The organism is Ruminococcus sp. AF17-12 (assembly GCF_003479245.1).
Classification (GTDB): Bacteria; Bacillota; Clostridia; order Lachnospirales; family Lachnospiraceae; genus Blautia_A; species Blautia_A fusiformis.
The window spans coordinates 23,084-38,744 of record NZ_QUGY01000014.1 but is presented as its reverse complement, the minus strand read 5'-3'; the positions used below and the strand labels follow the sequence as shown (position 1 = coordinate 38,744).

Sequence of the window (15,661 nt, the reverse complement as noted above, 5' to 3'; positions counted from 1 at the left end):
TCGATAAATCGTTATTTGAACTTATGACGTAAAACATATAGTATATTAATACTATACAAGGTTCTTTCAATTTTGTCAATCGATTTGTCAGAGATAATCAAATTATCAAAAAACATCATTCTCAAATATAGTACAGTTTTCTCTAAAAACAAATTGACCTTTGGTCTCAATATTTTCACGTCGCGGCTTTCAGACCTTATTGATCTTTACTCACCGCACCTTTTATTTATTTTAAAATCATTTCTTGTTAATTTCTAATATTTCCATTTTATTATTCTTTTTATTTCTTTGAAAATTTTCAATTTCTTGATTCATATTTATGTGAAAAGTATCTTCAATTTCAGCAATCATCTTATAAGCCGGATTCTTTATTTTTCCTCTCTCCAAACGTCCTATCTGCGTCTCGGAGTATCCCGTTGCCACGGCAAGATCTTTCCGACTCATTTTCCTTGCAACTCTCTTTTCATATACTATGATACCAAAAATTTCAAAATATTCCATTTATGGAATCTCCTCCTGTGCTATTATTTTTAATTTTTCTCTGAGTTTCATGTTTGTCACCTCCTTTTTTATTTGGCAAAATTAAAAGAACACATCTATTGTAACATATATTTTCATATAAAAACGGTCACATATGAACATGCATCATTGATTTCTTTGCCGTCAAAACAAACTTTTTTTAGGCTTATTAAAGCAAAAAGGACCAATCTCTCTCGACTGACCCTCAATTAGTTCGACAAACCCTCAAAACTCTGATCATTCAAAAAGCCACCATATGACAAATGACTCTTCATCTGCCATACAGCGGCTTCTTCTTTATTTTATACATTCTCTTCTTTCAAATCCTACTCTTGCATTTAAAACACTAAACTTATATCCCGAATCTATCAATACTCAAACTAATTCCCCTTAACTCAATATTAAATAAATCACAAATAATATTAATCCATATACTAATAATTGCCCTAAAATGTACATAACACTACTCCTATTAGTTTGAATACTATACGTTTTTACATCATTCTCAAACTCTATCTGTGCTTGGCAACGGAGGTGTTGCGTTTGAATACTATACGTTTTTACATCATTCTCAAACACTGTTATCAATCGTTCCTGCTCATGGCTGGTTTGAATACTATACGTTTTTACATCATTCTCAAACTACACCGGCACCGACATCAACCATGCCTGTTTGAATACTATACGTTTTTACATCATTCTCAAACAATGGAATGTCTGGGTACCATTACTAAATCGTTTGAATACTATACGTTTTTACATCATTCTCAAACAGAGGAAAAAGAGGGGTCTCCCGAACGCAAGTTTGAATACTATACGTTTTTACATCATTCTCAAACCTCAAATTCAAAAATGAAGCGCCTCATCTGCGCTTATCGTATGATATTCAAACCTTGAAAAGTAATAAATTCACATTTATATTATCAATTATAAAATATCTTTTATCTTTTGAGAAGTCTCTTTGTGTATTTTCAATATTTTTATTCTCAAACCAACCCCAACACCTTCAACGCATTACTCTCCGTCACAGCCACAACCTCCTCGCAGCTGATTCCCTTAATCTCCGCAATGGTCTTCACAACCTCCGGCAGATACAGGGAGCTGTTTTTCTTTCCACGGTTCGGCACAGGTGCCATGTAGGGGCAGTCGGTTTCAAGCAGGATCTGATTCAACGGTGCATACTCTGCCACTTCCTTCAGCTTCCGAGAATTCTTAAAAGTAACCACTCCGCCGATTCCAAGATAAAGTCCCATATTCAGATACTCCCTTGCAATCTCCTTACTATAGGAAAAACAATGGATAACTCCGCCATACATCCCATCCTGCATATATTCTTTCACAATATTCAGCGTATCCTCTGCTGCGTCACGGCTGTGGATCATAAATGGGAGCTTTTTCTCACGGGCGATGTCCATCTGCTGGCGGAATACCTTCTGCTGGAGAAGATGCTCCTCCTTCTCCTTATGCCAGTAATAATCCAGGCCGATCTCACCTACGGCTACCGTTTTTTTCATGTCGCAATATCTGCGGATCTCATCCAGCACAGCTGCATCCACCTTATCCGCATCATCCGGATGAACACCCACTGCGCCATAAACAAAAGGATACTTCTCAACCAGATCATAAACCCGGTCAAAATGTCCCACAGAAGCACATACATCCACAATATGCCCGATCCCGCTCTCCTGCATACTATCCAGCATGGCAAAACGATCCTCATCAAAAGCCTCATCATCATAATGTGCATGAGTATCAAAAATCATAGCTTTATCCACAGTCATCTCGTCACCGACGGAAACTTTTCCACCTTTCAGCACTCTTGTAAACACACCTTCCCGGGGCATGATGCACTCACCCATCTTCTGAAAAATAGCACAGCCATTGTGGCACTCTTTTCCGATCTGAGTCAGCTCCAGCACAACCTCACCACAGCGAAATCTGGTGCCAACCGGAAGCTTTGCAAAATCAATCCCTTCCACAACCAGATTCTCACCAAAAGCACCATCCTCGACCTCTGCGCCCTTCGCACGAAACGCATCGATCTTTTCACCGGAAAGAAGACTCACCTGCCGGTGCCACTTTCCGGCATGAGCATCCCCCTCAAGCCCCCAGTCCTCCACAAAAACCGCAGACCCAACATTCTTCTTCTGTGTTCCTTTCTTCTCACTGATACAAACCGCAAGTACTTTTCCCATAGCAAACTCCTATTAATCACACATCATTACCAAATTTATTCCTATATCACACCAGCAATATTGATTTCCAAAACCTACCACATGTAACTCTCAAGCCTCAGGAATTATGAATCGCTGGAGATGAATTTTAATCATAAAACCTACCACATTCAACAACCAGCCCAACGGAGGCAGGGCCAGTGCGGTGACGTTAGCGGAGCGGCCGTCGAGAGGCGAGTATAGCTGCTGCCACCGAGCGCCCTGTTTGAGCCACAGGCGAGTTGGCGCGAATGGCAGCAAACCAGCGACGCAGCCGAACAGGCCGCGCAGCGTGTCACCGTACTGGCCCTGCCTCCGTTGGGCGTCCGTTCGTTAGTCTAAGTATACACCACACACTACCGTCCGCATTCTCCAGCATCGCCGGTCAAAATCTCAATCCCATGCCCCAACGCCTCAATAATAACCTCCAGGCACTCCCTGACAGCCTTAGGACTCCCCGGCAGGTTAACGATCAACGTCCCCTTCCGGATCCCGGCCGTAGCCCGGCTCAGCATCGCCCGCTTCGTGATCGTCAGACTAAACGCCCGCATCGCCTCCGGAATCCCCGGCACACGCCGCTCGATCACATCCTCTGTAGCCTCCGGTGTCACATCCCTCTGAGAAAACCCGGTACCACCCGTAGTCAGGATCAGCTCCGCAAGCCCCAGATCTGCGATCTCAGCCATCCGGCTCCCAAGCATCCCACGGTCATCCGGCAAAACATCCACAGAAACAACCTCATACCCGGCCGCCTCCATAATCTCCTTCACAGCAGGACCACTAAGATCCTCCCGCTCTCCTCTGTACCCCTTATCACTAGAAGTGATCACAGCAACTCTCTTCATCACTCAACCTCCGATCTGAGCCATACAAAGCTTCTCCGTCTTATCATCCTTCTGTCTCTCCAGACCTCCGCCAAAAACATGCCCGTCCGGTTTCTCCGCCAAAGCCTCCAGGATCACAGCCTTCAGCACCTCATCCGAACCACCACTGCGGATCACCTCCCGAAGATCCCTTCCCGCCGCATACTGCAGACAAGTCTTCAAAAAGCCCTGAGAAGTCAGCCGGATCCGGTTACACTCCCCACAGAACTTATGGCTCACCGCGCTGATAAACCCGATCTTTCCGGAAAAACCATCCACATCATAATAATGACACGGTCCATTCCCAAGGGGCTCCCCAACATACGGCGAAAACCGCGGAAGCTTTTCCCCAAGGATCCGAAGCAGTTCCTCCTCCGACACCCCATGAAATTCTTTTCCCATCCCAATGGGCATCATCTCAATAAACCGCACATGCACCCTGTGATCCCTGGCAAAAAGCGCCACCCGGCAAAGATCCTGCTCCGGGATCCCAAGAGGCACACAATTGATCTTCAGTGAAATCTCCGGATACTTCATTGCCTCCGAAATCCCTTCCAGCGTCCGCCCCAGTTCATCCCGCCGCGTGATCCTCCTGCTGCAGGCCTCATCCAGCGTATCCAGGCTGATATTCAATCCGTCCAGCCCCGCCCGGGCAAAATCACTCATCTGATCTTTCAGAAGCACACCATTTGTAGTCAGAGTCACCTTCTCGATCCCCGGCATATTTTTCAGTTTTTCCACCAGCTGAGGCATCCGCGGCCGTACAAGCGGTTCCCCGCCGGTCAGCTTGATCTTCCGGATACCCAGCTCTGCCATCACCCGGCAGATCCTCAAAATTTCCTCTTCCTGCAAAATGAGGGAGCGCTCCACATGTTGCACTCCCTCCTCCGGCATACAATAAATACACCTCAAATTACATCTGTCAGTTACGGAAATCCTGAGATAATCAATATTTCTTCCGCACCTGTCTATCATTATTTTTCCTCAAAACGAAAATCTCCGCTTTTGCCTCCTGTTTTTTCTTCCAGATGGATATCAGACATGACCATATGCTTGTCAATTGCCTTGCACATATCATAAATGGTAAGAAGCGCCACCTGAACACCTGTCAGCGCCTCCATCTCCACGCCTGTTTTTCCCTCTGTTTTTACCGTGCAGAATACACGGATCACTCCCGCATCCTCATCGGTCTCAAAATCCACAGAACACTTCTGGATGGGAAGTGGATGGCACATGGGGATTAGCTCAGAAGTACGCTTCACACCCATGATACCTGCCACACGGGCCACACCAAGTACATCACCCTTTTTCACATTTCCGCTTTTTACCGCGGCCATGATCTCCGGGCTTACCTGAATGGAACCCGTGGCTGTTGCCGTACGGTGAGTGACCGGTTTGTCGGACACATCCACCATAACAGCATTGCCGTTTTTATCAAAATGATTCAATTCCATATCTGTCTATACTTAGCAGATCTCAGCGCCTGCAGGCATCTCTTTCTCCGGTACCATCAGGGAAAGATTTCCGTCTGCATCCTCTGCACAGAGGATCATACCCTCGCTGAGGATTCCGGCAAGCTTGGCAGGCTTCAGGTTTGTAACGACCATAACCTTTTTGCCCACCATTTCCTCTGCGGAATAATGAGCCTTGATTCCGGATACGATCTGACGAACCTGGCTTCCGATCTTAACCTGAGAGCAGAGAAGTTTTCTGGATTTCTTAACCTCCTCACAGGCGATGATCTCACCAACCTGGAACTGCAGCTTCTCAAAATCATCGAAAGTGATCTCCGGCTTTGCCTCGATATCGATCACATTCTCTGTTTTCTCCTCTTCTACCTCTTCCTTCGGCTCTTCTTTCGGCTCTTCTTTCTTCGGATGAAGCTTCTCAACCTTCTCAAGAACCTCTTTCAGGTCAAGTCTCGCAAAAAGGATCTCCGGTTTGTCGGTTACGCGGTTTCCTGAAGGATAAAGACCAAACTGCTCCATCTTCTCAAGAGTTCTCTCGTTTGCGTTGAGCTGTACAAGAATACGCTCTGTTGTACGCGGCATAAAGGATTTCAGAAGAGATGCGCCGATGCAGATTCCCTCAACCAGGTTGTAGAGAACGGTTGCAAGACGATCCTGCTTTGTCTCATCCTTTGCAAGTGCCCATGGCATTGTCTCGTCGATATATTTGTTGCAGCGTTTAAACAGAGAGAATACCTCTGTGATAGCATCTGCCACACGAAGCTTGTCCATTTTTGCGGAAACGTTCTTCGGAACCTGAAGGATGAAGCTCTTAAGATCCTCATCAACCGGCTCAGTAACATTCTTATTCTCAACGACTCCGTTAAAATATTTGTTAGACATGGAAATTGTACGGTTTACAAGATTTCCAAGTGTGTTTGCAAGGTCGGAATTCAGTCTCTCAACCATCAGCTCCCATGTAATCACACCGTCATTCTCAAATGGCATTTCATGGAGTACAAAATAACGGACAGCATCTACACCGAAGAACTCAACCAGCTCATCTGCATAGATTACATTTCCTTTGGATTTACTCATTTTTCCATCGCCCTGAAGCAGCCATGGATGTCCGAATACCTGTTTCGGAAGCGGAAGATCCAGAGACATCAGGAAGATCGGCCAGTAAATGGTATGGAAACGAATGATATCTTTTCCGATCAGGTGAAGATCTGCCGGCCAGTATTTGTTGAATTTATCGCTGCTGTTTCCGTCGCAGTCATAGCCGATACCTGTGATATAGTTTGTCAGGGCATCCAGCCATACATATACAACGTGCTTCGGATCGAAATCTACCGGGATTCCCCATTTAAAGGATGTTCTGGATACACAGAGATCCTGAAGTCCCGGAAGAAGGAAGTTGTTCATCATCTCGTTTTTACGGGACTCCGGCTGGATGAAATCCGGATGTGTGTTGATGTAGTCAATAAGCTTATCTGCATATTTACTCATTTTGAAGAAATATGCCTCTTCCTTGGCAGGTACGCATGGACGTCCGCAATCCGGACATTTGCCGTCTACAAGCTGGGACTCTGTGAAGAAGGACTCACATGGTGTACAGTACATTCCTTCATAATGACCCTTGTAGATATCTCCCTTTGCATACATTTTTTTGAAGATTTTTTTGACCTGCTCTTCATGGTCTTTATCTGTTGTACGGATGAATTTATCATAGGATGTGTTCATCAGATCCCAGATGCGTTTGATCTCACCGGAAACGTTATCTACGAATTCCTTTGGTGTAACACCAGCTTCCTCAGCCTTCAGCTCGATCTTCTGGCCATGCTCATCAGTACCTGTCTGAAAATATACGTCATAACCCTGCTGTCTTTTAAAACGTGCGATCGCATCCGCAAGAACGACCTCATAGGTATTTCCGATATGCGGTTTACCGGATGTGTACGCAATGGCAGTGCTGATATAATATCTCTGCTTTTCCATCTTTTCTTTCCTCCATAAATATAAAAATAAATTGTGTACTTACTCATAACGGACTGAAAATATATTCCGTCAAAACAGGAAATTTCCTGTCCGGGGACATTGGAAGATTACCAAGTAATTCTCAGCGACATAAAAAAACGTCTTCTCATACCATAATGATATGAGAAGACGAGTTATTACCCGTGTTACCACTTCTTTTCGCTCCTGCCTCGCGGCAAAAACCTCATCAGGTACAGCAAGCTCTATACCCTTCCGCTATAACAGGCGGTCCTGTCACTGCCTGCCGGTGTCCGTTAAATCGGACATTCGCACTTCGCTTATCGCGTTTAAACCGGTTCAGCAATGCCTCTCCGAAGCCATCTTCCATCTGTGCCTGCACATCCCTCTCAGTCTCGGAACTCCTGCATAAAGTGAACCTTTACCATTCACTCTGCCGCAGATCTATGACCGCAACTGCGTCACAGCCTGCATCTAAAAAGTCCTCCGGGGATTTCCCTGTAGTACGGTGTACACATGTACTCTCTTCTTCCATGAGTTTTCCATATGGGAAAATCGTAACACATTTCCGATGGTTTGTAAACGGGGAATTTCGATACTGTATTACATTCTCCTCTGCCTGTACATCCACCGCCACGCCATCCGGAACGCAATGGTTGTCAGCGTCATTCCTGCTGCCATGCTCACCGCAAAAAGGATCGTATAGATTCCGTCTTTCTGGAATTTTGCCCAGTCCTTCATCAACATCCAGTTCATTGTCCGGTAAAGTGCTGCTCCCGGAATCAACGGAATTGTCGCAGAAACCAGAAATACAGTTACCGGCGTTTTATGAATTCTTGCCATACATTCTGCATACAAAGTAATAGCTACTGTTGACCAGAAACCGCACACATACGGACTTGGCGTTATGAACTCTACTGCCAGATATACAGCCCAGGACAGACATCCACCCAATGCCGCAAACCAGAGTTTTTTTCCATGGATATTAAATAATGCCGCAAAGCCGAGGGATCCTGTGAAGGATACGACCAGCTGTATGATTTCCCGCATATTTTCCTCCTGAATAAATCATAACTACTATCAAATGCTCCCATTATCTGCTGCATTTCGCTACTCCGCAATTGATGCAGTATGTGAACTCCTCATTCACTGCTTATTGCTTTTCGTAACCTTCAAGAGAACTTCCCTGATTCGGTTAAAACAACAGATTCGCCACCGTAAAACCAAGGCCCACGACCAGTGCCAGCAAAAGTGCCTCCATACATCGGATCAAACCTGTAATGGTATCTCCTGAAAACATATCACGCAATGAATTGGTAAATGCAATTCCCGGTATCAGAAGCATGATATTTCCGATACTGATCAGATCCGCATGATGTCCAAGCCCGATCAGAACTGTAAGATTGGAAAGTACTCCGCCGGCTCCGCAGCAAAGAAGCACTGTCAGTAGCGAGTTTAATGCACCTTTTTTTACAAAAGCCTCAAACAGCTTCAGGGCGATACCAATCAGCGCAGAAGCGATCATATCGTTGACATCTCCTCCGAAAAACACAGAAAAAGAACCTGAAATTACAGCATAGATCAAAATCTGCGTTTTAAAAGAATATCCTTGTTTATCCCGGATCTTTTCCAGCCCCTTCTGGATCTCCTCCGGCTTCGGCCGATACTCACAGATGTATCTGGAAAGCTGGTTCAGGTCATCCAGCCGTCCCAGATCATTGGACATTCCCGGCACACGCCGCGTCTGGGTGCAAATACCGAAATCCTCTCCATAAATAGTCGTCACAATACTGGATGTGATAGAAAAAACATCTGCCCGGGTGGCTCCATATGCCAGGCAGATCCGCCGTATGGTATCTTCCACACGTCCAACCTCTGCTCCGCAGCAAAGAAGCTGTTCACCAATTGTCATCGCATAATATAAATACTGTTCCGCTTCCTCCCGCGTCATCCGGCATCCCTCACTTTCCTGCTTTATTTCATTTTTATCTATTTTAGGACACGTAAATATTAAAATCAACAAGGATTTTTTGTCTTAATATTCATTTCTTCTATATTTTCTCAAAGTAATAAGCAGATATTTTCGCTCAAAATAAAACACCACCCGGACAAAAAAGATATCTATCCCTTCTGTCCGGATGGTGTTTGTGTTTGAAAATCCAATGCTCTGCTCAGTTTTTATTTATTTGAAATCTAATAGATCTTATGCAAGTTTTCCGCCAAGTTCACGGCAAGCTGCAAGTCCTTCATCATCAGGTGTGTTGTTTACAATGAGTCCTTCATCATCAACAAGCTCTGCGCCTGCGTCTTTTGCTCTGCCGCACCAGGTTCTCATCCACTCTCCGTCGCCCCAGTCATAGGAACCGAAAAGCGCAACTTTCTTACCGGAAAGTTTGCCTTCCAGATCAGAGAAGAATGGCTCGAACTCACCATCCTCAAGCTCCTCATCTCCCATTGCCGGACAACCAAGTGCCAAAACATCATAAGAGAGAGCTTTATCTACATCTGCATCTGCAACTTCCATGATCTCAACATCCGCACCAGCTGCTTTTGCACCTTCCTCAACAGCCTGCGCCATAGCCTCTGTGTTACCTGTAGAAGACCAGTAAATAATTCCTACCTTGCTCATCTTAAAAACCTCCTGTTTTTAAACTTTATATTATACGCACATCTGAGATGTACAGAGATGCTTCATACCAACAACCTGCAAAATCGAATACCCCGCACGAATCTGCGCCGCAGTAAACTCCCGGCACTTATCGTAGCTGTCAAAAATCCTGCGAGCCTGCTCCACATCATCATAAACCTTCCAGTAACCACACATCTTGCAGCCACTGCCTCCGAACTTCCGGAAGCCCTTCACGTCTTCAATGGGATAACCCAGGAAAAGTCCGATCTCATGAGGAAACTCCGTCTTATGAAAAAATCTCTCCTTCAAACGGGCGATCATCTCATCCAAAGAACTATCTATATTATACCCATCCTGAAGCAAAAGTTTCCTGGCTTCATCCTGCTTAAGATATTCCTGCAGCATATCCGGCCGGTACACCAGAAGAAGATAATGCTTCCTGCATCCACAGATGATCTCCATACGGATACCTTCCCGTTCAAGACTCTCCTCATAATCCGAAATGATCTCCGGCAGCTCCGGCATTTTTTCCTTGGAAAAGGAAACAAGATTCGCTGGTTTCATTCCCATTAATACAGGGGAACAATGATAACCCATGACAGATTCAAATTTTTCACAAGTCATTTGCATTCTCCTTTACATATTAGTTAGATTTCTCTAACTATTGTAAATATACTACTAAAGTTAGTCTCTGTCAACTTATTTTTATAAATTTTCACCGAGAATTTTTACTGATAAAATCCTATCATTAAGGGCACAATATTCCTTATAACAAACACTCTGTCAGACATCCGACTGCCAGTTCTCACCATTTAACTGAATCAAGTAAGTCCTCTGCAGGGTTGCAAATATCTCCTACACCTGCAGCGTAAAAATACTCATTTACATCCAACTCATAAAATGAAAATATTTCAGGATAATCATATCCAAACCTCTTGACAAACTTCCCTCTATCATGTATTATAATATCAGTAATAATTACTATTACTGATAGGAGGAAACATTATGGCAGCACTTAAATACAGCCGTCAGCGAGAATCCATCAAGGAATTTCTGAGATCCAGAACAGATCATCCAACGGCAGATACAGTATACGAGAATCTTCGACAGATCTACCCGAACATCAGTCTCGGAACTGTCTACCGTAATCTTTCTCTTCTCAGTGACATCGGTGAGATCCGGAAGCTGACCAATTTCGGAAGCGCGGATCGCTACGATGGAAGGGTCGCACCACACTCACATTTCATGTGTACCAGATGCAACCGGGTGATCGATATGCAGTCAGACAGCCTTAACGGAATTCTTGAACAGGCAGCTGCAGAATTTATCCACGGAAAAGTCTTTGACGTAGATGCAAGCTTCTATGGAATCTGCAAGGAATGCCTGAAAAAAGAAGAAAAACAAGCTTGACAAAATAAAGATCACATGATATCATAAAATAGTAATAATTACTATTATTAATTTAAAAGAAACAAAAACAAACAATATATTTCAAAAAAGAAAAGGAGATCATTACTATGGCTAAATGGGTATGTACAGTATGTGGATATGTTTATGAAGGCGAGCAGGCACCGGAAGCCTGTCCAGTATGTAAAGCACCAGCTTCTAAATTCCAGAAACAGGAAGGCGAGCTCTCATGGGCAGCTGAGCATGTTGTAGGTGTAGCTAAAGGCGTCAGCGAGGACATCCTTGCAGACCTGAGAGCGAACTTCGAGGGCGAGTGCTCCGAGGTTGGTATGTATCTTGCAATGGCTAGAGTTGCTCACAGAGAAGGATATCCGGAAGTTGGTATGTACTATGAGAAAGCAGCTTACGAGGAAGCAGAGCATGCAGCTAAATTCGCAGAGCTCCTTGGTGAGGTTGTAACAGACAGCACAGAGAAGAACCTTCAGATGCGTGTAGAGGCTGAAAACGGCGCTACAGCAGGTAAATTCGACCTTGCAAAACGTGCGAAAGCAGCTGACCTTGACGCAATCCATGACACAGTACATGAGATGGCTAAGGACGAGGCAAGACACGGCAAAGCATTCGCTGGTCTGCTTAAGAGATATTTCGGTAAATAAGAAATCCGCATAAAATCGGAATTTTTACAAGAGGGAACCACGTAAAATGGTTCCCTCTTTTTTAATGTTTCTGATGGAGATGTGCAAATTAGTGTACAGATTTTTCAATCTTCCGCACACTATCTGCTCTTACCTGCTCCCGAAGCTCCGTCAGATAATCTGAGAATTTCACCTGTTCATTTCCGTAGGTCATCTGCAGGTTATATTCCAGTGGGATCCAGGTTTTGATGTCGGATTCATTGTGCTGGATCAGCGTTTCCAGTTTGTCCAAAGCTTTGTAGATTCTGGATTCCAGAGTCTGCTGTGCTTCCATTTCCTGATACAGTTCTGCCATCTCTTTATCAAATGGTTCCGGCAGAGTTTTCACCCATTCACCCAGCACATCGGCTTCTTTTTCTGAATCTTTTACTGTTTTTTCAAAAGCTGGGATATCCCCGGTAAAAGCTTCTCCCATATCATGGATCAGACACATTTTCATGATCTTCAGAAGATCTGCCTCCGGAAACTCGTCGCTGACAAAATATGCCATCAGAGAAATTCTCCAGGAATGCTCCGCAACACTCTCCCGCCTGCCTCCGGATGTATAGCAATGACGCACTGCATCTTTTAATCGTTCTGCAACAGAAAGTACTTCAATCAGTTTTTCTGGTTTCATATTCGTTCTCTCTCCTCCGTCTTTTCATAATATTTTCACTGACACCAATTCTGTTCATTACTATACCATATCTCCGGTCATGGAAAACAGATGAAAAACAGAAGATTCCATTCTGAAAAAATTTGTCTCAACTAATTTATAAAAAAAATATAAACTTTATTGCATTTTTCTCCATAATCGTCATAATGAAATTATAAACAAAAGAAAGAAGGTGATTGCCGATGGATATCACGGTGTCGGATGAGGTCTCACAGGAATATCATGCGCTTGTGAAGAACATCCTCTGTAACAGAGAGTTCCTGAAGCTGAGCCTGTACACCCACCACCAGTGGACCACACGGCTCATGCACAGTATCAATGTTTCTTACCTCTCCTGGTTCATTGCCAGGAAGCTGGGATGTGACGAGAAAGCCGCCGCAAGGGCAGGACTTCTCCACGATTTCTGTCCCTATGACTTCAGGGCGGAGACACCGACCGGTGAGCATCAGGCGTTTTATCACCCGAAGGCTGCCGCAGACAACAGTGCCGCACACTTTGATGTCACAGACAAAGAGCTGGATGCGATACTCTCACATATGTTCCCTCTGGGACCTCTTCCACGCAACAGGGAAGCCTGGATCATCAGCTTTGCCGATAAAGCCTGCGCCATCGCGGAAGGCTGCCATATCGCCATTGCACTGGCCAGGCGGAACCGGATCGTCATCAATCCGGCATAATTTTCACACAAAAAACAGGGCCGTCGCCACTTCCGACGAGCCCTGTTTTTGTGTGGAAATTTATTTTATGGTAATACTTTGCAGATTACTTTATATATCTTTAGTTCTCTTTCACAACAACCTTATCCAGATGCCAGATATCATCTACATACTCCTGGATAGTTCTGTCGGATGTGAACTTACCGCTGCATGCTGTATTGAGAAGTGCCATCTTAGCCCAGCGTTTCTCATCCTTATATGCTTCCTCAACACGCTTCTGTGCCTCTGCATAGGAACGGAAGTCGCCAAGGATGAAATACTGGTCAGGTCTCGGCATGTTGCGTTTGTCGAGAAGTGAATTGTAGATGTCACGGAACATCTCTGTATCGCTGGAGAAGGTTCCATTGATCAGCTGCATCAGTACCTGACGGATCTCAGGATCTGTATTGTAAATGAAGTCCGGATCATAACCGCCGTTATTCTCATAGTTGATGATCTGGTCGGAGCTCATACCGAAGATAAATGCATTCTCCTCGCCAACCTCCTGTACGATCTCAACGTTGGCACCATCCATAGTTCCCAGTGTCGGAGCACCGTTCAGCATGAATTTCATGTTACCTGTACCGGAAGCCTCTTTACTTGCTGTGGAGATCTGCTCGGAAACATCTGCTGCCGCAAAAATGATCTCAGCGTTGGATACACGGTAGTTCTCGATGAATACAACCTTCAGCTTGCCGTTGATGGAAGCATCATTGTTTACAACATCTGCCACACAGTTGATCAGCTTGATGATCTTCTTTGCACGTGCATAAGCTGCGGAAGCCTTTGCACCAAAGATAAATGTTCTCGGATAGAAATCCATCTCCGGATGTGCCTTGATCTGGTTGTACAGATAGATCACATGCAGGATATTGAGAAGCTGACGTTTGTACTCATGAAGTCTCTTAACCTGGATATCGAAGATGGAGTGCGGGTCAACCTCAACACCATTGTGCTCCAGGATATATTTTGCAAGACGCTCTTTGTTCTTGAACTTGATGGTCATGAACTCCTGAAGAGCCTTCTCATCGTCTGCGTAAACTTTAAGCTTGGAAAGCTGGGAAAGATCTGTGATCCAGTCCGGTCCGATCTTGTCTGTTACCCAGTCAGCCAGAAGCGGGTTTCCATGAGCAAGGAAACGTCTCTGTGTGATACCGTTTGTTTTGTTGTTGAACTTCTCAGGCATCATCTCATAGAAATCCTTCAGCTCCTGATTCTTGAGGATCTCGGTATGAAGGCGTGCAACACCGTTTACAGAGTAGCCTGCAACGATCGCAAGGTGAGCCATCTTAACCTGTCCGTCATAGATGATCGCCATCTTCTTGATCTTCTCGAAGTTTCCAGGATATTTCTGCTGGATCTCAAGAATGAAACGACGGTTGATCTCCTCGATGATCTGGTATACACGCGGAAGCAGTCTGGAGAACAGCTCGATCGGCCATTTCTCAAGTGCCTCGGACATGATGGTGTGGTTGGTGTAAGCACAGCATTTTGTTGTGATATCCCATGCCTGATCCCAGCCAAGACCTTCCTGATCCATAAGAAGACGCATCAGCTCTGCAACTGCTACAGTCGGATGAGTATCGTTCATCTGGAATACAACCTTCTCATGAAGCTTTGTGATGTCATCGTGTGTTTTCTTATATTTGGCAATCGCTGCCTGAAGGCTGGCAGATACGAAGAAGTACTGCTGTTTCAGACGAAGCTCTTTACCTGCCATATGGTTATCATTCGGATAAAGCACCTCTACGATAGTACGTGCAAGGTTCTCCTGCTCTACTGCGTTGTGATAATCACCCTTGTCGAAAGAGTCAAGGTTGAAGTCTACGATCGGCTCTGCATCCCAGATACGAAGTGTATTTACAACATCGTTGTTATAACCTGTGATCGGCATATCGTAAGGAACAGCCTTAACTGCCTGATATCCTTCATGGATGAATTTATTCTCGTTCTTCACCGGATCCCACTCAACGCGTACATATCCGCCGAAATGAACTTCTTTTGCATACTCCGGACGACGGAGTTCGAAAGGATAGCCGTTCTTCAGCCAGTTATCCGGTACCTCTACCTGATAACCATCGCGTACTTCCTGCTTGAACATACCATAACGGTAACGGATTCCGCATCCGTATGCACAGTAGTTCAGAGTTGCAAGAGAATCCAGGAAGCATGCTGCCAGTCTTCCAAGTCCACCGTTTCCAAGAGCCGGATCCGGCTCCTGGTCTTCGATGCAGTTAATGTCAAGTCCAAGCTCCTCAAGAGCTTCCTTAACCTCGCCATATGCGCCAAGGTTGATCAGGTTGTTTCCAAGGGCACGGCCCATAAGGAACTCCATGGACATATAATATACGATCTTCGGGTCCTGTTTTTCATACGCCTTCTGGCTCTTAAGCCAGTTATCAATGATCACATCTTTTACTGTGTAGCTTACAGCCTGAAAGATCTGCTCCTGTGTAGCCTCTTCCAGTGTTTTTCGATAAAGGAATTTTACGTTTTCTTTTACGCTTTTTTTGAACTCCTCTTTCTCAAACTGCTTGTCAAT

General features: G+C 44.9%; 15 protein-coding genes and 1 CRISPR repeat array. Of the genes, 3 read left to right on the top strand and 12 right to left on the bottom strand.

Annotated features, from left to right (window positions below):
• Nucleotides 1-237: 237 nt before the first annotated feature.
• The 10 genes from DWW77_RS14145 to DWW77_RS14095 all read right to left on the bottom strand — a co-directional run bounded on the left by DWW77_RS14145 (nucleotide 238) and on the right by DWW77_RS14095 (nucleotide 10,291).
• Nucleotides 238-501, bottom strand: coding sequence for a helix-turn-helix domain-containing protein (locus tag DWW77_RS14145; protein ID WP_118608950.1), 264 nt, complete (start codon nucleotides 499-501; stop codon nucleotides 238-240).
• A 493-nt stretch (nucleotides 502-994) separates the two neighbouring features.
• Nucleotides 995-1,358: direct repeats of the CRISPR family, unit length 36 nt; unit sequence GTTTGAATACTATACGTTTTTACATCATTCTCAAAC.
• Between the two features lie 147 nt (nucleotides 1,359-1,505).
• Nucleotides 1,506-2,714: a TatD family hydrolase gene (locus tag DWW77_RS18570; protein ID WP_118608949.1), complete on the bottom strand. Its 1,209-nt coding sequence runs from the start codon at nucleotides 2,712-2,714 to the stop codon at nucleotides 1,506-1,508.
• Between the two features lie 374 nt (nucleotides 2,715-3,088).
• The gene (locus tag DWW77_RS14135) at nucleotides 3,089-3,577 is read right to left on the bottom strand and encodes a MogA/MoaB family molybdenum cofactor biosynthesis protein (protein ID WP_015526380.1); all 489 of its coding nucleotides are present in this window, start codon (nucleotides 3,575-3,577) and stop codon (nucleotides 3,089-3,091) included.
• A gap of 3 nt (nucleotides 3,578-3,580) precedes the next feature.
• On the bottom strand, nucleotides 3,581-4,570 hold the full coding sequence (gene moaA / locus DWW77_RS14130) for a GTP 3',8-cyclase MoaA (protein ID WP_118608948.1): 990 nt from the start codon (nucleotides 4,568-4,570) through the stop codon (nucleotides 3,581-3,583).
• Nucleotides 4,570-5,049 carry a cyclic pyranopterin monophosphate synthase MoaC gene (gene moaC, locus DWW77_RS14125; protein ID WP_021653088.1) on the bottom strand — a complete coding sequence of 160 codons (480 nt, stop codon included), beginning with the start codon at nucleotides 5,047-5,049 and terminating at the stop codon, nucleotides 4,570-4,572. The genes moaA and moaC overlap by 1 nt, the downstream gene beginning before the upstream one ends.
• A 12-nt stretch (nucleotides 5,050-5,061) precedes the next feature.
• Nucleotides 5,062-7,041 carry a methionine--tRNA ligase gene (gene metG / locus DWW77_RS14120; RefSeq protein ID WP_022426573.1) on the bottom strand — a complete coding sequence of 660 codons (1,980 nt, stop codon included), beginning with the start codon at nucleotides 7,039-7,041 and terminating at the stop codon, nucleotides 5,062-5,064.
• Between the two features lie 600 nt (nucleotides 7,042-7,641).
• Complete coding sequence (locus DWW77_RS14110; RefSeq protein ID WP_021653090.1) at nucleotides 7,642-8,088, bottom strand: threonine/serine exporter family protein; 447 nt, start codon at nucleotides 8,086-8,088, stop codon at nucleotides 7,642-7,644.
• Between the two features lie 145 nt (nucleotides 8,089-8,233).
• The gene (locus DWW77_RS14105; protein WP_021653091.1) at nucleotides 8,234-8,989 is read right to left on the bottom strand and encodes a threonine/serine exporter family protein; all 756 of its coding nucleotides are present in this window, start codon (nucleotides 8,987-8,989) and stop codon (nucleotides 8,234-8,236) included.
• 252 nt (nucleotides 8,990-9,241) lie between these two features.
• Nucleotides 9,242-9,667 carry a flavodoxin gene (locus DWW77_RS14100; RefSeq protein ID WP_021653092.1) on the bottom strand — a complete coding sequence of 142 codons (426 nt, stop codon included), beginning with the start codon at nucleotides 9,665-9,667 and terminating at the stop codon, nucleotides 9,242-9,244.
• A gap of 30 nt (nucleotides 9,668-9,697) precedes the next feature.
• A complete protein-coding gene (locus DWW77_RS14095) occupies nucleotides 9,698-10,291 on the bottom strand; it encodes a DUF3793 family protein (RefSeq protein ID WP_022426572.1) in 594 nt (197 codons plus the stop codon).
• 381 nt (nucleotides 10,292-10,672) lie between these two features.
• Here DWW77_RS14095 and DWW77_RS14090 point away from each other — a divergent pair, with 381 nt between their 5' ends.
• Nucleotides 10,673-11,077, top strand: coding sequence for a Fur family transcriptional regulator (locus tag DWW77_RS14090; RefSeq protein ID WP_015526389.1), 405 nt, complete (start codon nucleotides 10,673-10,675; stop codon nucleotides 11,075-11,077).
• 107 nt (nucleotides 11,078-11,184) lie between these two features.
• The gene (locus tag DWW77_RS14085) at nucleotides 11,185-11,730 is read left to right on the top strand and encodes an NADH peroxidase (protein WP_015526390.1); all 546 of its coding nucleotides are present in this window, start codon (nucleotides 11,185-11,187) and stop codon (nucleotides 11,728-11,730) included.
• An 88-nt stretch (nucleotides 11,731-11,818) separates the two neighbouring features.
• Here DWW77_RS14085 and DWW77_RS14080 read toward each other — a convergent pair whose 3' ends face one another.
• A complete protein-coding gene (locus DWW77_RS14080; protein WP_022426571.1) occupies nucleotides 11,819-12,385 on the bottom strand; it encodes an HD domain-containing protein in 567 nt (188 codons plus the stop codon).
• 221 nt (nucleotides 12,386-12,606) lie between these two features.
• Between DWW77_RS14080 and DWW77_RS14075 the strand changes: the two genes are divergently transcribed.
• Nucleotides 12,607-13,101 carry an HD domain-containing protein gene (locus DWW77_RS14075; protein ID WP_022426570.1) on the top strand — a complete coding sequence of 165 codons (495 nt, stop codon included), beginning with the start codon at nucleotides 12,607-12,609 and terminating at the stop codon, nucleotides 13,099-13,101.
• A gap of 100 nt (nucleotides 13,102-13,201) precedes the next feature.
• Here DWW77_RS14075 and DWW77_RS14070 read toward each other — a convergent pair whose 3' ends face one another.
• Entirely contained in the window at nucleotides 13,202-15,661 is a 2,460-nt protein-coding gene (locus DWW77_RS14070) for a glycogen/starch/alpha-glucan phosphorylase (RefSeq protein ID WP_353616946.1), read from the bottom strand.

Excerpts from the sequence above, each read along its gene's own strand:
- DWW77_RS14145 (WP_118608950.1), bottom strand. The coding sequence starts at position 501 with ATGGAATATTTTGAAATTTTTGGTATCATAGTATATGAAAAGAGAGTT.
- DWW77_RS18570 (WP_118608949.1), bottom strand. The coding sequence starts at position 2,714 with ATGGGAAAAGTACTTGCGGTTTGTATCAGTGAGAAGAAAGGAACACAG.
- DWW77_RS14135 (WP_015526380.1), bottom strand. The coding sequence starts at position 3,577 with ATGAAGAGAGTTGCTGTGATCACTTCTAGTGATAAGGGGTACAGAGGA.
- moaA (WP_118608948.1), bottom strand. The coding sequence starts at position 4,570 with ATGATAGACAGGTGCGGAAGAAATATTGATTATCTCAGGATTTCCGTA.
- moaC (WP_021653088.1), bottom strand. The coding sequence starts at position 5,049 with ATGGAATTGAATCATTTTGATAAAAACGGCAATGCTGTTATGGTGGAT.
- metG (WP_022426573.1), bottom strand. The coding sequence starts at position 7,041 with ATGGAAAAGCAGAGATATTATATCAGCACTGCCATTGCGTACACATCC.
- DWW77_RS14110 (WP_021653090.1), bottom strand. The coding sequence starts at position 8,088 with ATGCGGGAAATCATACAGCTGGTCGTATCCTTCACAGGATCCCTCGGC.
- DWW77_RS14105 (WP_021653091.1), bottom strand. The coding sequence starts at position 8,989 with ATGACGCGGGAGGAAGCGGAACAGTATTTATATTATGCGATGACAATT.
- DWW77_RS14100 (WP_021653092.1), bottom strand. The coding sequence starts at position 9,667 with ATGAGCAAGGTAGGAATTATTTACTGGTCTTCTACAGGTAACACAGAG.
- DWW77_RS14095 (WP_022426572.1), bottom strand. The coding sequence starts at position 10,291 with ATGACTTGTGAAAAATTTGAATCTGTCATGGGTTATCATTGTTCCCCT.
- DWW77_RS14090 (WP_015526389.1), top strand. The coding sequence starts at position 10,673 with ATGGCAGCACTTAAATACAGCCGTCAGCGAGAATCCATCAAGGAATTT.
- DWW77_RS14085 (WP_015526390.1), top strand. The coding sequence starts at position 11,185 with ATGGCTAAATGGGTATGTACAGTATGTGGATATGTTTATGAAGGCGAG.
- DWW77_RS14080 (WP_022426571.1), bottom strand. The coding sequence starts at position 12,385 with ATGAAACCAGAAAAACTGATTGAAGTACTTTCTGTTGCAGAACGATTA.
- DWW77_RS14075 (WP_022426570.1), top strand. The coding sequence starts at position 12,607 with ATGGATATCACGGTGTCGGATGAGGTCTCACAGGAATATCATGCGCTT.